This window comes from Pseudomonas sp. GM33 (genome assembly GCF_000282295.1).
GTDB lineage: Bacteria > Pseudomonadota > Gammaproteobacteria > Pseudomonadales > Pseudomonadaceae > Aquipseudomonas > Aquipseudomonas laurylsulfatiphila.
Window position 1 is genome coordinate 1 of sequence record NZ_AKJO01000033.1, and the last position, 17030, is coordinate 17030.

12 protein-coding genes and 1 pseudogene are annotated in these 17030 nt (G+C 58.7%); 9 read left to right on the forward strand and 4 right to left on the reverse strand.

Going from position 1 to position 17030, the window contains the following annotated elements:
• Window positions 1-156 precede the first annotated feature (156 nt).
• Window positions 157-1095 carry a citrulline utilization hydrolase CtlX gene (gene ctlX / locus PMI26_RS23690; protein WP_033047516.1) on the forward strand — a complete coding sequence of 313 codons (939 nt, stop codon included), beginning with the start codon at window positions 157-159 and terminating at the stop codon, window positions 1093-1095.
• Window positions 1096-1273: 178 nt separating this feature from the next.
• Here ctlX and PMI26_RS23685 read toward each other — a convergent pair whose 3' ends face one another.
• Both PMI26_RS23685 and PMI26_RS23680 read right to left on the reverse strand, forming a co-directional pair.
• A complete protein-coding gene (locus PMI26_RS23685; RefSeq protein ID WP_007971548.1) occupies window positions 1274-2932 on the reverse strand; it encodes an arylsulfatase in 1659 nt (552 codons plus the stop codon).
• Window positions 2933-3155: 223 nt separating this feature from the next.
• The gene (locus PMI26_RS23680) at window positions 3156-4235 is read right to left on the reverse strand and encodes an HAD family hydrolase (protein ID WP_007971549.1); all 1080 of its coding nucleotides are present in this window, start codon (window positions 4233-4235) and stop codon (window positions 3156-3158) included.
• A gap of 264 nt (window positions 4236-4499) precedes the next feature.
• Between PMI26_RS23680 and PMI26_RS23675 the strand changes: the two genes are divergently transcribed.
• On the forward strand, window positions 4500-4946 hold the full coding sequence (locus PMI26_RS23675; protein WP_007971550.1) for a hypothetical protein: 447 nt from the start codon (window positions 4500-4502) through the stop codon (window positions 4944-4946).
• A gap of 88 nt (window positions 4947-5034) precedes the next feature.
• Here PMI26_RS23675 and menE read toward each other — a convergent pair whose 3' ends face one another.
• Window positions 5035-6537, reverse strand: coding sequence for an o-succinylbenzoate--CoA ligase (gene menE / locus PMI26_RS23670; RefSeq protein ID WP_007971551.1), 1503 nt, complete (start codon window positions 6535-6537; stop codon window positions 5035-5037).
• 31 nt (window positions 6538-6568) lie between these two features.
• Window positions 6569-8233, reverse strand: a complete 1665-nt coding sequence (locus PMI26_RS23665; RefSeq protein WP_007971552.1) for an isovaleryl-CoA dehydrogenase — start codon at window positions 8231-8233, stop codon at window positions 6569-6571.
• Window positions 8234-8361: 128 nt separating this feature from the next.
• Between PMI26_RS23665 and PMI26_RS23660 the strand changes: the two genes are divergently transcribed.
• The 7 genes and pseudogenes from PMI26_RS23660 to PMI26_RS23635 all read left to right on the forward strand — a co-directional run bounded on the left by PMI26_RS23660 (window position 8362) and on the right by PMI26_RS23635 (window position 16852).
• The gene (locus tag PMI26_RS23660; RefSeq protein WP_238540795.1) at window positions 8362-9177 is read left to right on the forward strand and encodes a PaaX family transcriptional regulator C-terminal domain-containing protein; all 816 of its coding nucleotides are present in this window, start codon (window positions 8362-8364) and stop codon (window positions 9175-9177) included.
• Window positions 9178-9418: 241 nt separating this feature from the next.
• Window positions 9419-10636 carry a DUF3422 domain-containing protein gene (locus tag PMI26_RS23655; protein ID WP_007971556.1) on the forward strand — a complete coding sequence of 406 codons (1218 nt, stop codon included), beginning with the start codon at window positions 9419-9421 and terminating at the stop codon, window positions 10634-10636.
• 652 nt (window positions 10637-11288) lie between these two features.
• On the forward strand, window positions 11289-11729 hold the full coding sequence (locus tag PMI26_RS23650) for a CBS domain-containing protein (protein ID WP_007971558.1): 441 nt from the start codon (window positions 11289-11291) through the stop codon (window positions 11727-11729).
• A gap of 94 nt (window positions 11730-11823) precedes the next feature.
• A pseudogene (locus PMI26_RS32225) lies at window positions 11824-12351 on the forward strand (MCP four helix bundle domain-containing protein); the annotation flags it as partial.
• A 30-nt stretch (window positions 12352-12381) separates the two neighbouring features.
• The gene (locus PMI26_RS23645; protein WP_443200836.1) at window positions 12382-13443 is read left to right on the forward strand and encodes a methyl-accepting chemotaxis protein; all 1062 of its coding nucleotides are present in this window, start codon (window positions 12382-12384) and stop codon (window positions 13441-13443) included.
• Window positions 13444-13767: 324 nt separating this feature from the next.
• On the forward strand, window positions 13768-15489 hold the full coding sequence (locus tag PMI26_RS23640; protein ID WP_007971563.1) for a type I secretion system permease/ATPase: 1722 nt from the start codon (window positions 13768-13770) through the stop codon (window positions 15487-15489).
• Complete coding sequence (locus PMI26_RS23635) at window positions 15482-16852, forward strand: HlyD family type I secretion periplasmic adaptor subunit (protein WP_007971564.1); 1371 nt, start codon at window positions 15482-15484, stop codon at window positions 16850-16852. Before PMI26_RS23640 ends, PMI26_RS23635 begins: the two co-directional genes overlap by 8 nt.
• Window positions 16853-17030 lie beyond the last annotated feature (178 nt).

The window sequence follows — 17030 nt, forward strand, 5'->3', positions numbered from 1 at the left end:
AAGGCTGCGATCTTTTGCTTTCCGGTCCTCACCAAATCGGCTGGGCAACCCGGAATCTTCAGCCGTTTCCATCAGCGCAACAGCCGTTATCAACCGGGTTTTTCCCGCTTTGAAACAGACAATGAGCCTCTCTCGTCCCTCATTGAGCCTGTGCCCATGCAAACCACCAATACGGTTTTAATGATTCGTCCGACACGTTTCTCCTTCAATCACGACACGGCGGCGAACAACCGCTTCCAGCGTCCGGCAACCATTGCTGAAGACGTACAACTCAAGGCCCTTGCCGAGTTCGATGGCTATGTCGACGCGTTGCGTCGGCACGGCGTCGAAGTCCTGGTGCACAACGATCGCGAAGCGCCGCATACCCCGGATTCGATCTTCCCCAACAACTGGTGGAGCAGCCACCCGGACGGCACCCTGGTGCTGTACCCGATGCAGGGCCACAACCGGCGTCTGGAACGGGACAAGGGTGTACTCGACGGGTTGCTGGGCGAATACCGGGTCGAACAGGTGCTGGACCTGTCCAGCCTTGAAGAGCAGGAGGTTTTCCTGGAAGGCACCGGCAGCATGGTCCTGGATCGGCAACAGCGGATCTGCTACGCCGGGTATTCCACGCGCACCCACGCCCGGGCACTGGATCAGTTGGTCACCCATCTGGGCTACGAACTCTGCGCGTTCAACGCGGTGGACCGCCAAGGCGTGGCGATTTATCACACCAATGTGATGATGAGCGTGGGCACGCGCCTGGCCGTGGTGTGCCTGTCATCGGTTGCTGATCCCGCCGAACGCCAGGTATTGCGTGCGCGCCTGGAAGACAGCGGCAAGCAGGTGATCGCCCTGGATTGGGCGCAACTGGAATCTTTCGCCGGCAACATGCTGGAGGTGCACAACGCAGCAGGCGAGCCGCTACTGGTGATGTCACGCACCGCCTGGCAATCGCTGGACGCCGATCAGCGTCGCTTGATCGAAACTCACACCACGCCGTTGCCGGTTTACATCGACACCATCGAGCGCATCGGTGGCGGCAGCGCGCGCTGCATGCTGGCCGAGGTGTTCCTGCCAAGGCAATTGTCCACTCGGCAGCAGGTGCGATGATTGTCCGCCCGGCAACGGCCGCCGGGCGAGAGGGCAAGGCGCGTTAACTAGTGAGCCAGAGGTCCAGCCGGATTCGGTGTAGGCGAGGCCGCCGTGGTCCACGAAAGCTGGAGCGTTGGCCACTGCGGCTCGAACCGTGGCGACCTCTGCCGAGGCCGCCATTTTTCAGGTGAATTGATCAGTTACCGTTTGGCAACGACAGGTTGATGCCTTCCTTCTTCAGGGCATCACGCACATATTGGAATTTCTGGTACTGCGACAGCTCCATCGGTCCGTCATAGGTCATGCTTTGCATCTTGCGAGGCGGGTAATCAATGTACGTTTTCATCAGTTTCATGATCGCTGCCGAGATCGGCACCATGGTCCAGGTACGCTCGGTAAAGTTGTTCATGAAGAGGTCATAGCGCTCTTGCGGGTCTTGCCACAAGTCAAAGACCTGCGGCACGGTGGCCACGTATTTTTGTGCGCCTTTCCAACCCAGGTTCGAGTCCACGGCGAGACCGCCCGTTTGGGCGCCATCGTCGCCGCGCAGGTTGAATACCGCTTTATAGTTCCCTACACGGGCCGCACCCGGGGACAATTCATTCTCGGTAAAGTAGAACCACTCCTTGCGCGGAGAAGGGGCGCTACCGGTGAGTACTGGCGTCATGTCGTAGCTGTCGAAGATGATCGGCTGACCTTCACGGTCTTTCTCGGGCAGCTTCACGCCAGCCACGGCGGCGAACGTCGCCATCAAATCCAGGCCACCGAGAATCTCGTGGTTTTTCGTGTCCGGCTTGATCTTGTCTGGCCAGACGGCAATGGCCGGCACCCGGTTACCGCCCTCACGCACTGTGCCCTTGGTGCCACGGAACGGGGTATAACCGGCGTCCGGATAAACGTCCTGCCAGGCCCCGTTGTCTGTGGTGTAAACCACCAAGGTGTTCTTATCCAGGCCCAGCGCCTTGAGCTTGTCCATGATGCGGCCGATGTGGGTATCGAGTTCGACGATGGAGTCGGCGTATTTGGATTTGGACATGGACTTATGAATGAACTCCGGAGCCGGCATGTTCGGCTGGTGGACTTTCATGAAGTTGACGTTGATGAAAAACGGCTTGTCGGATTTGGCTGCCGTGTCGAGAAACTCGAGGGCAGCTTTTTCGACATAGTTATCAAAGAACGGAATGCCGACCACGCCAGGTTTACCATCCACGACGGGCGTGTCCACGTACTGGCCATTGACCTTGAACTCTTCAACCGGTTTTTCGCCGGCCTTGCCGGACAACGCGCCTTTGGTCACCTTCTGGAACATCTCGCGGGTTTCCGGATCCATGTCGGGGAACCACGTTGGGTCCGCGTAGGTATAGGCATTGAGGTGATACAGGCCGACGTACTTCATCACGTCATAACCCTGGGCATTGGGCAGCGCATAGTCGGCTTCGCCCAAATGCCATTTGCCGGTGAAGTAGGTGTCATAGCCGCCGGTCTTCAACACGGATGCCAGCGTCCATTCGGCAGCTGGCAAACCACCGCCCTGGCCTTGAAACGCCACGGTGGTCATGCCGCTGCGATTGGGGATACGCCCGGTTTGCATGGCCGCCCGGCCAGGCGTACAGCTCGGCTGTGCATAGAAGGAGTAGAAAGTGACACCTTCTGCCGCCAACTCATCGATCTTGGGCGTGGGCATGCCGCGCCCGATCCCGCCTCCGTACGGCCCCAGATCGCCGTAGCCAGTGTCATCGGAAACGATGAACAGGATATTGGTTTTTTCTGTTTGAGCGGCGTGGGCAAGCCCGTTCAATGACAACAGTGCAGCAAACACGACAGACAACTTGAAACGATCCGATAGCTTATCCATGCCAGCAACCTCGTTGTTTCATAATGTTGGCCGGTGATGAGTGCACAACTGCATTGACCCACGTGCGTTGACCACCGAGTAATTAGCCCAGGTACTGCATACAGATCACGACTGCTGTTGTTGCATGCCCCTGTAAGGAGCAAGACGCACGAAGGAGTCTAGTGCGGCTTTTACTGCTCAGCGGGGTATTTGCTCATGCGTTACATTCACTTGCTGCGGTGTTTCACTCGAACGCAAACACCTTCTTCCAATCCTTTTTCATGCTGATGACCGTCCAGCCATCTCGCTTTGCCTGGTCATAAAGGGGTTGGGTAAAGGTGCCTACCTTGGTCTCGGGCAATGCTTGAGCCGGGCCATAGGCATATTCGCGCTCGGCATCGTCATGCAGCACCAGCATCACCAGTCGCGCGCCTTGGCCGGCCTTGGTGTACTCCAGCATCTGCTTGTCACCGGTGGAGTTGCCGAAGGCCGCGTTTGGCTGACGGCCCGTCATCAGATAAATGTTCTCTGGCTTGCCGGCATCGTTGTCGTTGAGCACTACTTTGGGTTGCTTGATCAACTGCGGTTTACCGCTCTTGTCGTAGACATACTCGGTTGCGCCAGCACTCCCGACGACCTGTTCCGCAGGCACGCCATAGATCTCCTCGGAATAGGCGCGAACGAAGTCCTGACCACCCCCGGTGACAATGTAGGTCTTGTAGCCATTGTCACGCAGGTACTGCATGACTTCTTTCATCGGCTGATACGTCAGTTCGGTGAAAGGACGCTTCCAGCGAGGGTCGCGGGCTTCGGCCAGCCATGCACGAACTTGCTGCTTGAACTCATCCGTAGGCATGCCGCTGAGGGTCACCATGGCGATTTTCAGGTAGTCATCGAGGGTCAGTTTTGCCATGGCGGCGCGGTCGCCCGACAGTACCGTCTTGAAGGGTTCGGCGCTGGCCAACTCCGGTTTTGCCTTGACCACCTCAGGAACGCGGCTCAGGCAATAAAACAGTTGGCTATACGCAGGATGTTCGACCCATAACGTGCCGTCCTGGTCGAAGGTCGCGATGCGTTCGGCTGGCGAAACGAACTGGCTACCCCCTTGCTGGGTGGTCGCCTTGACGAATTCCACGATGGCTTGCTTGGCCGGCCCGTCATTCCAGGATGCCAAAGGGTCAGCCGCGAACACCGCCGTCGACGCGATCAGGCTCAGCCCGAGTACGACGAGGGGCGCGCCATGGTGGCGTTCAACGTGCGAGCAAAGGCGGGTCGTAGTGACTGCGGAGTTCCAGGTACGCTGCGCCAGGATCATGAGGTTCATGAAGTTCACCTACGGTGGATGGATTAATCATTGGCGGTTACATGGCTGCTCACTCTGGCGATGACTACAGCAGTCAGTTCGCAAACCAGTGTAGTGGGTTTGGGAATAATTGTTGTTTCTGCACTCGGATCGAGACATTGCTCAATGCAGGAGCGGCACGGGATGGGGCATGTCTGAGAAGTACATTCCGGAGGAGTGCAACATGAGCTAATCAGCTATACACAATATTCCACCCAGCACTTCTTCAACCGATCGAGGTTGTCAATGAATTACACCCTCCCACTGACAGCGCTACTGGTCACAGTAAGTCTCTCGGGCTGTACCCGTTCATCCACCCAGTCGGTGACGCTTCCCCTGAAAGCCACCGAGCAGAATACCGGCCAGATCGCCAATACGACGCTGACCGACGTGGACAACGAAAGTAATTTCAACTTCTATATCTCTGGCGTCCCGACAGGAACCACCATGCCGTTGCGCATTTACACGTTCGTCAACAGAGGCAACTGCCACCAGCCAGGCCCGGTTGCTTACGAGATGAACGACAGGATTACCACTCAGCGTACTGCTCAGACAGGTTGGAGGTTTGAGCGAGTTGCTCCGATTTCTGTGTCGGATCTGTTGTCCGGTCAATATTCCGTTGTCGTGCGCACGACACCTGAGGATGGCAGCGTCGATCTTTTTTGCGGGGATATCGCACAAGCGGCTCGCTGAACGTTTTCGCTGATCGTTAAGCCAAGCGTCGCCAACGTGATTGCCGCGTGCGCAAGTGCCGCTGATGTTCAGCGGCACTTGCTCGGGCTCATGCAAACAGCTGCCGCTTCAGAACCTTGCCCACCGAACTGCGGGGCAAGGTGTCAATCATCTGCACCGACTTCACGCACTTGAAACCAGCCAGACGCAGGCGGCAGGCCTCGATGATCGCGGCCTCACTGGTAGCTCCTGGCGACGCGGCCACGACGAAGGCAACCGGCACCTCGCCCCATCGCTCATCAGGCTGGCCGATGACGGCGACCTCGGCGACACCTGGCAACGAGGCAATCACCGCCTCCAATTCTGCCGGGTAGATGTTCTCGCCACCGCTGATGATCATGTCCTTCAGGCGATCCACAACGTGGAGAAATCCATGCTCGTCAATGCGACCGATGTCACCGGTTCTGTACCAACCTTTTTGAATAGCTGCCTGGGTGGCTTGCGGATTACGCCAGTAGCCGGAAAACATCATCGGCCCACGACACCAGACTTCGCCGTCCAGGCCGGGGGCCAGTGGCTCCAGGCTGGACGGATCGACGATTCTGACCTCACCAAACATCAGCACCTTGCCGTGGGAGTGGGCATGGGCGAGGCCCATTTCGTGGGTCCAAAAGGTCACCGCGCCACAAAACTCGGTAATGCCGTACACCTGCTGCACTTTCACGCCGATGGCCAGACAGTCTTCGATCAGCCTGAGGGGAACTGCCGAGGCGCCGCAGGTCACGGAAACCAGGCTGCTGCTATCGACTTCCTGTTTTTTTGCCAGGGCCAACAATGCCTGAAGCATCACCGGCACCGTCATCAAGCTGGTGATGCGCTCGCGGGCGATCACCTCCCAGACCTGTGTCGGGTCGAAGTCAGGCAGCAGCACCGTGGTGCAACCTTTGAACACGTTGGTCAGCATGGGTGAAAGACCGCCGATATGGAACATCGGGGCGATCAACAGAAAACGGTGGTCCTGATTCCACTCCAGCGTGGCGCTGTTGCTTTGCGCGGTCCAGATCAAAGCAGCGTGGGAGAGCAGAGCGCCCTTGGGTTTTCCGGTAGTGCCCGAGGTGTACATGATCACCGCAGGGGCATCGCCGCCGCGGCCCAGCAACAGCGGCGCGTCCAGGCCGGTATCGGCAGTGATGCGCTCGTAGGCGCCTGGCGCTTGTTCGGTACCTTTGTTGATCAGGATCAGACCTGGTCGGTCAGCTACCAATTGCCGGACGGTGGGTGCGAACGCGTCCTCGAACAGCAGTGCTGCCGGTTCGCTGTCGGCCAGGATGTAGCTCAGCTCGGGCGCCTGAAGACGCCAGTTGAGTACCACCAACGTGGCGCCGGCCTTCGCTACGGCAAACAGCGCGCAGGCGAGAAATTCGCTGTTCTTTGAATAGACCGCTACGCGATCGCCTTCGGCCACGCCCTGTGCAAGCATGTAATTGGCCAGGCGATTACAGCGTGCGTCGAACTGGGTGAAGGTCCATCTTCCCGTGGGTGAAACCAGCGCTTCTCGGTCTGGCGTCAAGTCGGCGCGCTGTGCCAGCAACCGCCCTAAATGTACACTCATGGCGTTCTCCTTTTTTATTGTTATGGCTAGCTCAGAGACGGGGCATGGCGCGCTCGATCAAGGTACTCAGCGGTGCATTGGAATCAAGGCTGCCAAAGGCGAATCCACACTCGCTGCCCAGGCGTGCCCGGCAGAAGATGTCGGCAATCTCGTTGTTGCCTGACTTGAGCAGCAGCCCGGCCTGGATTGCCAGCGCGGTACGCTCCACCACCAGACGGCTGCGGGCCTCGAGGTTGCCAATGTCCTGGAATGCGTTGTGCAGCCACTGCAGGTGGCTGTCGTACAGCGGGTGCAGGCCTGCGGCGCTCTGCAGTTCGGCAAACAAGGCTTCACTTATCGCCGGGTCTTTGTGCAACGAGCGCAGCACATCCAGGCACTGCACGTTACCGCTGCCTTCCCAGATGGAATTCAAAGGTGCCTGGCGGTACAGGCGCGGCAGGATGTTTTCTTCGACAAAGCCAATCCCGCCCAGACATTCCTGGGCCTCGTTGACGAACGCCGGGGTGCGTTTGCAAATCCAGTACTTGCCGATGGCCGTGGCGATACGAGCGAAGGCCGCTTCCTGCGGATCGTTCGGCGAGGCATCCACGGCGCGGGCGATGCGCATCGTGAAGGCCACGGCGGCCTCACTCTCCAGCGCCAGATCGGCCAGCACGTTACGCATCAGCGGTTGTTCGATCAGCACATGGCCGAAGGCATGTCGTTGGCTGACGTGGTTAAGTGCTTGCACCAGGGCCTGGCGCATCAATGCCGAAGAGGCGATCACGCAGTCCAGACGGGTCAGAGCGACCATCTCCAGAATGGTCGCCACCCCGCGACCTTCAGCACCGACCAGATAGGCCGTTGCGCCCTGGAACTCCACTTCAGAGGAGGCATTGCTCCAGTCGCCCAACTTGTCTTTCAGACGCTGGATGCGCACGGCATTGAGCGAGCCATCAGGCAGGATTCGCGGCATCAGAAAACAGCTCACGCGCCCATCGAGCTGGGCAAGTACCAGGTGCGCATCGCACATGGGGGCAGAGAAGAAGAACTTGTGACCGATCAGTTTGAAGCTGCCATCGGCCTGAGGGTGGGCCTGGGTGGTATTGCTGCGTACATCCGAGCCACCCTGTTTTTCGGTCATGCCCATGCCTATGGTGCAGGCGCGTTTTTGCTCGACGGGTAGCGGACGTGGATCGTAGTCCCGGGCGGTCAGTTTGGGTATCCAGATTTTTGCCAGCTCAGGGGTGTTCAACAGCGCCGGAATGGCGGCGTGGGTCATGGTCAACGGGCAGCAGGTGCCTGCATCTGCCTGGCCATTGAGATACAACAAGGCAGCGCGCACCACATGGGCTCCGGGTTGCCCCGAGTGGTTCCACGAAAAACTGTGTACCTCGCCGCGCATCGCGTTGAGCATCAGCTGGTGATAGGCGGGATGGAACTGCACTTCGTCAATGCGCCGGCCATAGCGATCGAAGGCGTGAAGCACGGGCTTGTTGCGATTGGCCAGCTCGCCCAGCTCCATTTGCTCGCCGCCACTCATGGCGCCATGGGCCGATAACTGTGCCTGTGCCCAGTCGCCGCCGTTCGCTCGCACCGCCTCGCGCAATGGGACATCACTGTCCCAGGCGTTGTAAGCTGGCAATGGCTGCGGCTGATTGAAAACTTCGTGGGTTGAAAACGGGGTGTCGATCTTTGGCTGGGTTGCGGCAGACATGAGCGGGTTTCTCCGTGATAGGTTCGGAGAAAATTACACGCAATGTATTTTTTATGTCAATCACTGTAATTTACGATCATTCATCAGGTGCGTGCCGAATCGTGCCGGGAAGGGAGGACTGTTTCTTGTTGGAACCCGCTTCAGACGAGCTCGAAAACCCGACGCCAACGCCGCGTCAGTTGATCCTCAAATTGCTCCTGGTTGTCGAAGGTGGTGAGCTGGATGTCACCAGCGCCGTGCGCGCCTGCGCTTTGTTCGGTCTGTCTGCGAACAACACACGCGTTGCCCTTGCCCGGTTGCAGAGCGCCGAACTGATCGAAACTGTCGTGCGCGGCGCCTACCGTCTTGGCCAGGCCGGCAGAGCGTTGGGCGAAGAGATAGGCGCCTGGCGTCAGGCCGAAACGCGTCTGCGTGAGTGGGATGGCAGCTGGGTGGTGGCGCTTACGGCGGCCCTGGGCCGCAGCGATCGCAAAGCATTGCGTGCCCGAGAGCGCGCATTCGGATTGGTGGGCTTGCGCGAACTGGATGACGGATTGTTCATCCGTCCTGATAACCTGCTCGGTGGAGTGGCGCACACACGCGAACGCCTGCTGTCACTGGGCGTGGAGAACTCGACGGCGGTGTTCCAGGCGCAGCAGTTCGATCCGCAGCGAGACGCCCGGGCCCGTTTGCTGTGGGACGCCAGTGAGTTGCAGAAAACCTACAGCGACGGTCAACGCACACTGCAGGCGTCGATGGCGCGCTTGGCCGGCATGCCGATTGAGGACGCTGCCCGTGAGTCGTATGTGCTGGGGGACCAGGCCATGCGCCAGATCGTGTTCGATCCGATGCTTCCTGAGCCTTTGGTGGACTCCGCGCACCGTCGTTCCTTCCGCGAGCTGGTCAAGCGATATGACGATGTCGGCCACCAGATCTGGCGCGACTTTCTCGCCCAGGGTAGATGAAACCCGGACGATGGTTTCGTTTGCCGGCTGCAGCGATGGCAGGTCGACAAACACGCTTCGGACGGTGTCTGTCCCTGGTTCGCTACTGTTGATCCAGGGTTTGTCACCTGGCCGTGACTCATGAGTTCGCCAAACTGTCCCACCAACAACAGCAATCGATAATGCCCCGAAAGATTCGGCACCTGGCTCGGGTGGGCATTCATCGCAAGCGGCAAAAACAACTCCAATATGGCCATACAACATGCACCCGTTACGACAAAGCCTGCACAACGAACTGCACGCGCGCCCGTCACTGTATTTCGATGAGCCGGCCCATGTGTTTCATCTGGCCTTCCTCGGCAGCGATCAGGCGTGCAATGCATTCCTTGAACAATGCTGCCTTGGCACCCTCGACCTGAATGCCGCCCAAGGCATTACCCAACTCGATGGCCATGCACTGAAATGGGAGCGCCATGCCGAGTTTTTCACCCTGACGCTGGTGGTCACTTCATCTTGTGATGACTTGTCCTGGACAACGCTGCCGGAGGTGCTGGCGTCAAAGGTTGAAGTGCATTTGCCGGCCCTGATCAACTCGGTGCAGATTGTCGTGCGTGGTGAAACCGGCCTGGATCTGTCCCGGTACGGCTTCAAGGATCCGAGCGGTTCGTGCGTGGGCGGTGGCGATGCCATGGTCTGGAGTGATTTTCGCTTGAGCGAGGAGGGCAACAACCACATGCTGTTCGTCAACCGGCGCCTGAATGCCTACCGGCAAGGCCGGATGATACGTCGCCTGCTGGAAATCGAGACCTACAGGATGATGGCCTCGCTATCCTTGACCATGGCCAAGGACTTGAGCGCGCAGCTCGATGCTTTCGACAAGACCCTGGTCACCCTTTCCGAACGCAACGCCGACCCGGACGGCAGTAATGCAAAAGCCCTGCTTGCGGATATTTCCAACCTTTCTGCGCAAGTGGTGAGCAGCGCGGCGAAAACCCGGCACCGTTTCAGTGCCACGCAAGCCTATGCGCAATTGGTGTTCGAACGTCTGGGTGAGCTGCGGGAAAGTCACGTAGGTGATTGCCAACGCCTGGGCGTATTTATCGAACGCCGCTTCAAACCTACCGTCAGGTACTGCACCGCCACCGAACAGCGCCTGGAGCACCTGGCCGAAAGCGTGGCCAACCTGGGCGATCTGTTACAAGCACGAGTCCAGGTCGAAATGGAGGAACAGAACTCGGAAATCCTGAAAAGCCTGAATGCTCGCGCCGATGCCCAGATCAAGATCCAGCGCGCAGTGGAGGGGCTGTCGATTATTGCCATTACCTACTACCTGCTCAGTTTGCTCAAGCTGGGTTACTCAGGGGTGCACCTGCTTGGCGTTGAGGTGTCCCCGCGAGAGGCCATGCTGGTCATGGCACCGCTCGCGATCGGTATTCTTGCGTTGATTGTGCTGCGTATCAGGAAAGTCAAAGAGCATTGAGGTGGTGGCCTGCGATGTCGTTGCAGTGCCTTTTCCACTTGCACATGGCGGCCGCCGGCAAAGGGGTGAAACTAATTGCAGGTGTAGCAGGCTGCCAGGCACCCACCGTGGGTACATCCAGTTGGCGATAAACCAGTCCTCTGCCTCCGTCCTGACTTTGAACTCATGAGCACTAGCATTGTGGAGTCAGCAGGACATGCACTGTTGTAAAGCGCTGCGCTTAACAAAGTGCACCAGTCGGAAGCGACGCGGTGGGCTTTCGCCTCCTTTAGCCCAGCTCATCGATTTGCTGACCTTGGCAATCCGCTTTCTCGGGATGCCTGCTCAAGCCACAGAAACTCGCCTGGATCGCGGTTACCGTGATAACCACCTATAGCTCGGGAGCCTGCACTTGCGCATAGGATGAAGTGTCTGTGCTGCCGGCTGGCACAAAGGCTGCAAGACCTGCATCAGGTTACCTACTGCATATTCCTCTGGACTCCTCCTCGGTCAACGATGATCGATGTACTGAACAGGTCATGAATATGGTTGGTACCTCAGACAGGAATCTCAGGCTTTAACACTGCAAAAGAACAGGCAAAGGCGCCTGGAACCGAAGGGTTTCAGGCGTTTTTTTTGCGTTTTTTATCCGTAATTATCTTCGGAGCCGTTCATGAAAACAGCCGCACAATTGCTGAAACTGAAGGTCACGCAAAACCAGCAGGTACATAGCATCGCGCCAGATCAGATGGTGTATGAAGCGCTGAAGATGATGGCTGAAAAGAATGTAGGTGCTCTACCCGTGATAGAGGATGGGCAGGTGGTTGGCGTTATCAGCGAGCGTGATTATGCGCGCAAGGTCGTCCTACAGGGGCGATCTTCGGTCGGTACTCCAGTCCGGGTCATCATGAGCGCGCCCGTCGTTACGGCAGACAGTCAACAGAGCATCGAGCGTTGCATGATGGTTATGACCGACAGTCATCTGCGTCATTTACCGGTGGTGGAAGGTGATCAACTGATTGGCCTCCTGTCGATTGGTGATCTGGTGAAAGAGGCCATCGTCGAGCAGGCCGACCTGATCCGGCAACTGGAACACTATATCCGTGGACACTGAAACGACCAAGGCAAGGTGGATGCAGGGCGCATAGGCACATGCAGTATTCCAATGTGCTGCCCGTCGGGCGGGTATTAATCAGGGAGCATTTGATATGGCCAAGTTAAGCACGGCACGACGTATTGCTATTGGATTTGCAATTGCGCCGTTGGTATTGATCGGTCTGACGTTCTACGCGCTGCACGATCTGGCAACGCTCAAGGAACAGGCAATGGTGATCGTCAAACAGGACTGGCCGAAAATTGACCCGATCCTGGTCATTGCCACAGGTGTACGGGACAACGCCAGGAACACCAGGGATTTGCTGATCGACAAGGACATTCAGCAAGCGCAACAGGCCATCGATGCCACTAAAAAACGCATCAGCCAGGCACTTGAAACCCTGGAGCCGTTGCTCGATTCAGCGGATGGCAAGGCCGCCTATGCTGCCCTGAAACAGAACCGGGAAGCCTACGTCTCTGCGTTTACCCAAGTGCAGGTGTTGATCAGGCAAGGCGCATTTGATGCCGCGATGGCGCAGCTGAAGCAGCACGTCGTCCCCGCAGAACAGCAGGTTTACAAAAGCCTTGATTCCTTGATGGTGCTGCAAGGGCAGATCTTTGCCGATCGCGAAAAGTCGGCACAGGCACTGTACAACGATGCGCGACTGAACATGTTGGGTTTGCTTGTGTTCTGTCTGCTCTCAGTAATCGTCGTTGCAGTCATCGTGACGCGTAGTGTCACTCGACCTTTGGGTGGAGAGCCCATAGTTGCTGCGCAGGTCTTGAGTCAAATCGCCCAAGGCGATCTGACGATTCAAGTGCCCTTGAATGCGAGTGCTGACGATAGCGTAATGATGAACATGCACCAGATGCAGCAAAGCTTGAATGCGATGGTGAAGCACATCGCGGCGGCGGTCGAACGGGTGTCCAGTTCGTCCGAAGAGCTGAGCGCGGTCAGTAGCCAGACCAGCAGCAGCTTGCAGCAGCAGGGTCTGGAGATTGCGCAGGCTGCGGCAGCGGTCAATCAGATGACGGCGGCCGTCGACGAGGTCGCACGCAATGCAGTCAGCACAAGCGAGGCGTCGCGGGTGTCTGAGCAATCCGCGCAACGCGGCCGTGAGCAAGTTCAAGAAACAGTTTCCTCGATAGGAGCGCTGGCGGACGGCATGACCGATACCTCAGAGCGTATCCAGCAATTGGCCAAGGGCGTGCAAGAGATCAGCTCGGTGCTTGACGTGATTCGCAGCATCGCAGAGCAAACCAATTTGTTGGCCCTCAACGCGGCGATTGAAGCAGCTCGCGCCGGAGATGCTGGTCGTGGATTCGCGGTGGTCGCCGATGAGGTGCGAGCACTGGCCCATCGCACTCAGCTGTCGACTCAGGAAATCGAACAGATGATCGGCAATATTCGGCTCGATACCGTGCAGGCTGTTAACGCCATGCAAAGCAGCCGTCACCTGGTGCAGTCGACCCTCGAAGTCGCGCAACGCTCCGGCGAGGCACTGGAAGAAATTGCCCGTTCGATCTCGCAGATCAATGAGCGCAACCTGCTGATCGCCAGTGCCACAGAGGAGCAGGCCCTGGTGGCGCGTGAGGTAGATCGAAATCTAGTAGGAATTCGTAACGTGTCCGACCAGGTCTCAGTGGGGGGCCAGCAAACCCAGGTAGCAAGTTTGGAGTTGGCGCAGATGGCAGGAGCACTGAACGAGACGGTAGCGCGCTTTAGAGTGTGAGCTTGCACGTTTTGTCCGCGACCCGCGAAGAACTGTATTGCCCTGGCGCGGGAAGGCATTGCCTGGCAGCCCGGTTACCCTTGCCATGGCGGCGCGCAATGCCAACTTGCCGTTGTGCAACATACCCGCCCGTCACCCACTTGAAAGCCCGATCTGCATAACTGGCACTAACCCGAGGCCGCGTTGTCAGTTATTGGCGCCTGTAGCGACGAGGACCGTCTCTGATAGCGGCACGTCAGACTGCATTTAGTGTTTCTCCCCTTGGGCAAACGCTCGCGATGGATTGCGTCCTGGACCGACTCTTTCTTAAGCGAGCAACTTTCTATGGGTTTTTTTCTCGATCCGCGTCATGACATTGACGCCGCGTTATTAAGCTACCGCCGGGTGTTTTGGTCGTTGGCACTGTTCAGTGGCGTGATTAACCTGTTGGTGCTGGTGCCGTCGCTCTACATGATGCAGGTGTACGACCGGGTCCTTACCAGTCGTAACGAAACCACTTTGTTCATGCTTACTTTGATTGCGCTGGGGTTGTTCATGTTCAGCGCCTTGATCGAGTGGGTGCGTGGCGCGGTGATGATTCGCATGAGCGCGGGGCTCGACGAAGCCTTGGGCGAGCGGCTTTTCGACGCCGCTTTCGCCCGCAGCCTTCGCGAGCACGATGCCAACCCGGCCCAGGTGCTCACCGATCTGGCGACACTGCGGCAGTTGATCACCGGCCAGGGCCTGATTGCCTTGCTCGATGCGCCATGGTTGCCGATCTTTTTGCTGATAGCGTTCATCTTTCACCCATGGTTTGGCGTGCTGACGCTGGTTCTGGCCCTGATACTGGTCGGCCTGGCTCTGTGGGGGGAATGGGCGACTCGAACACGCCTGGACGAAGCCAATCGACTGGGTGTGCAGTCGTCGATTTATCTCAACAGCACGTTCCACAATGCCGAAGTCATCCAGGCCCTGGGCATGCTCGGGCCATTGCGTCAGCGCTGGAGCCTGCTGCAGCAGCGCATCGTAGCGGCCCAGGCCCATGCCAGTGACCGTAGCGCGCGTATCACGTCGATGACTCGTTTCGTACGCATTTGCGGGCAATCGCTGGCCCTGGGGCTCGGCGCGCTGTTGGTGCTCGAAGGCCAATTGTCGGCGGGCATGATGATCGCCATGTCGCTGCTATTGGGGCGCGCCCTGGCCCCCGTGGAAATCGCCATCGGCTCGTGGAAGCAATTCAACTCCGGCCGCCAGAGTTACCAGCGCCTCAGCCAACTCCTTGTCCGGCATCCAGGCGAGCGCCTGCGCATGCCGTTGCCGCCGCCCACCGGCGCGGTGCATGTGGAGCAGTTGTATGTCGGCCCGCCCGGTGCCTCGCAACCGATCCTGCGGGGGATCAATTTCAATTTGGTCAAAGGTGACGTGCTCGGCGTTGTCGGGCCCAGCGCCAGTGGAAAGTCAACGCTGGCCAGGGCGCTGGTCGGGGTCTGGCCAGCCATGGGCGGGTCGGTGCGCCTCGATGACGCCGAGATCAGCCAATGGTCTCACGACGCCTTGGGCCCGCACCTGGGCTACTTGCCGCAGGACATAGAGCTGTTCGACGGCACGGTGGCCGACAATATTGCCCGCTTCGGTGAGCAGGACGCTCACAAGATCATCGTGGCGGGGCGTCATGCTGGCATACACGAGATCATCCTGAGGCTCCCCAAAGGTTACGACACGCCGTTGGGCCCCGGCGGGCTGGGATTGTCCGGGGGGCAGAAACAGCGCCTCGGCCTGGCCCGTGCACTCTATGGGCTCCCTTCGCTGATCGTGCTCGATGAGCCGAACTCCAATCTGGATGAAGCCGGAGAGCTAGCGCTGGTCCAGGCGATCGGTGCGCTCAAGACTGCTGGTAGCACCGTGGTGCTGATTACACATCGGCCTAGTGTACTGGCGGTGGTTGACCACATCCTCGTGCTCAAGGACGGCACCCAACAAGCATTCGGTCCACGGGACCGGGTGCTCAAGGCATTGCTTGCGGGGCCGAGACCGGTAGCGATCAAGGAGGCTGGCGAAGATGCATGATCTGACCCCAGGCACACAGATGTACAGCGAACAACGACCGAGCGTACGTGATAAACCCACGCTGCCAGGTGCCAATACCGACGCGGGCAGCGCGGCAAGATATGGCGTGGGCTTCCTGGCCCTGGCACTGGGTGGCTTCCTGCTCTGGGCCTGCCTGGCGCCGCTCGATCAGGGTGTCGTGGGCAGTGGCACCGTGGTAGTGGCGGGCGAACGCAAAGCGGTGCAGTCGTTGGTCGGTGGCGTGGTGGAAAAACTGCTGGTCAGTGATGGCGACCGCGTCACCCAAGGCCAGTTGCTGGTGCAACTCAACACGGTGCAAGCGCAGTCACAACTGGACGTGACCCGGGGCAAATTGCTTAATGATCGCAGCGTCGAGGCTCGCTTGATTGCCGAGCGCCTGGGCACCGCCGAGATCCAATGGCCCCCTGACTTGCTGGAACACGCTGAAGAGCCGCGGCTCAAGGCAGCCATGGCCTTGCAGAGCCAGTTATTTGCGACCCGGCGTGCAGAATTGGCCAGTCGCTTGCAGATCATCGAACACGAAACCGCCGCATTGCAGCAGCAACTGATCGGATATGCAGGCGTCAAGCGCAACTACGAAACGCAGATGCGCTTCCAGCAGCAGGAGCTGGAAGGCCTGCGTGTTTTGGCACATGAGGGCTATGTCCCGCGCAACAAGCTCTTCGAGGCCGAGCGCAACGCCGCCCAATTGGCCGGGCAGATTGCCTCCGTGATAGGTGATGCCGGCAGGACTCGCCAGTCGATCAATGAAGGTCGGGTCAAGGCCTTGCAGGCGCAGCAGGAATTTCGCCGTGATGCCGAAATCCAGCTCAGTGAAGTCTCCGCCGAGGCGTCAGCTTTTGCCGATCAGATCAGTGCCTTTGAGTTTGAAGTCGAAAACGGTACGATCCGCGCGCCGGTGTCCGGACAGGTCATGGACGTGAACATTCATACGATTGGCGGCGTTGCCCAGGCGGGACAAATCCTGATGCAGGTGGTGCCGTTGGATGCGCCGATGGCGATCACCGCGCGTTTCGAGCCGTTGATGGCCAACAAGTTGCGTCCGGGGTTGCCGGTACACGTGCACTTCACGGCGCTGCAACGGGTGGATACCCCGACTGTCACCGGGACGGTGACTACGGTGTCGGCGGACCAGTTGATCGATGAGCAGACTCACCAGCCATATTTTTCCGCCAAGGTCGAAATTCCCGCAGATACCGTTGTGTCGCTACAGGCCGCCGGCCTGCCGGTGCGGCCGGGCATGCTTGCCGATGTCACGGTGGTCACGGGCGAGCGTACCTTGATGAACTACCTGATGAAACCTTTGCGCGAACGCTTGCTCGCAGCCTTCAAAGAGGAATGAGCGGCTATCCTCGTCTTTTAGTACGCCACACATTCCGGTAGGAGCGTAATGCTGTTCAGTAAAGCGAGAATGCTCCACTGTAGGAGCGAGCTTGCTCGCGATGGTCGTTAACGATGCCGCGTGTTTACTGACTAAACGCGGCGCTCTTGAGTCCATCGCGAGCAAGGCTCGCTCCTAC

Excerpts from the sequence above, each read along its gene's own strand:
- ctlX (WP_033047516.1), top strand. The coding sequence starts at position 157 with ATGCAAACCACCAATACGGTTTTAATGATTCGTCCGACACGTTTCTCC.
- PMI26_RS23685 (WP_007971548.1), bottom strand. The coding sequence starts at position 2,932 with ATGGATAAGCTATCGGATCGTTTCAAGTTGTCTGTCGTGTTTGCTGCA.
- PMI26_RS23680 (WP_007971549.1), bottom strand. The coding sequence starts at position 4,235 with ATGAACCTCATGATCCTGGCGCAGCGTACCTGGAACTCCGCAGTCACT.
- PMI26_RS23675 (WP_007971550.1), top strand. The coding sequence starts at position 4,500 with ATGAATTACACCCTCCCACTGACAGCGCTACTGGTCACAGTAAGTCTC.
- menE (WP_007971551.1), bottom strand. The coding sequence starts at position 6,537 with ATGAGTGTACATTTAGGGCGGTTGCTGGCACAGCGCGCCGACTTGACG.
- PMI26_RS23665 (WP_007971552.1), bottom strand. The coding sequence starts at position 8,233 with ATGTCTGCCGCAACCCAGCCAAAGATCGACACCCCGTTTTCAACCCAC.
- PMI26_RS23655 (WP_007971556.1), top strand. The coding sequence starts at position 9,419 with ATGCACCCGTTACGACAAAGCCTGCACAACGAACTGCACGCGCGCCCG.
- PMI26_RS23650 (WP_007971558.1), top strand. The coding sequence starts at position 11,289 with ATGAAAACAGCCGCACAATTGCTGAAACTGAAGGTCACGCAAAACCAG.
- PMI26_RS23645 (WP_443200836.1), top strand. The coding sequence starts at position 12,382 with ATGTTGGGTTTGCTTGTGTTCTGTCTGCTCTCAGTAATCGTCGTTGCA.
- PMI26_RS23640 (WP_007971563.1), top strand. The coding sequence starts at position 13,768 with ATGGGTTTTTTTCTCGATCCGCGTCATGACATTGACGCCGCGTTATTA.
- PMI26_RS23635 (WP_007971564.1), top strand. The coding sequence starts at position 15,482 with ATGCATGATCTGACCCCAGGCACACAGATGTACAGCGAACAACGACCG.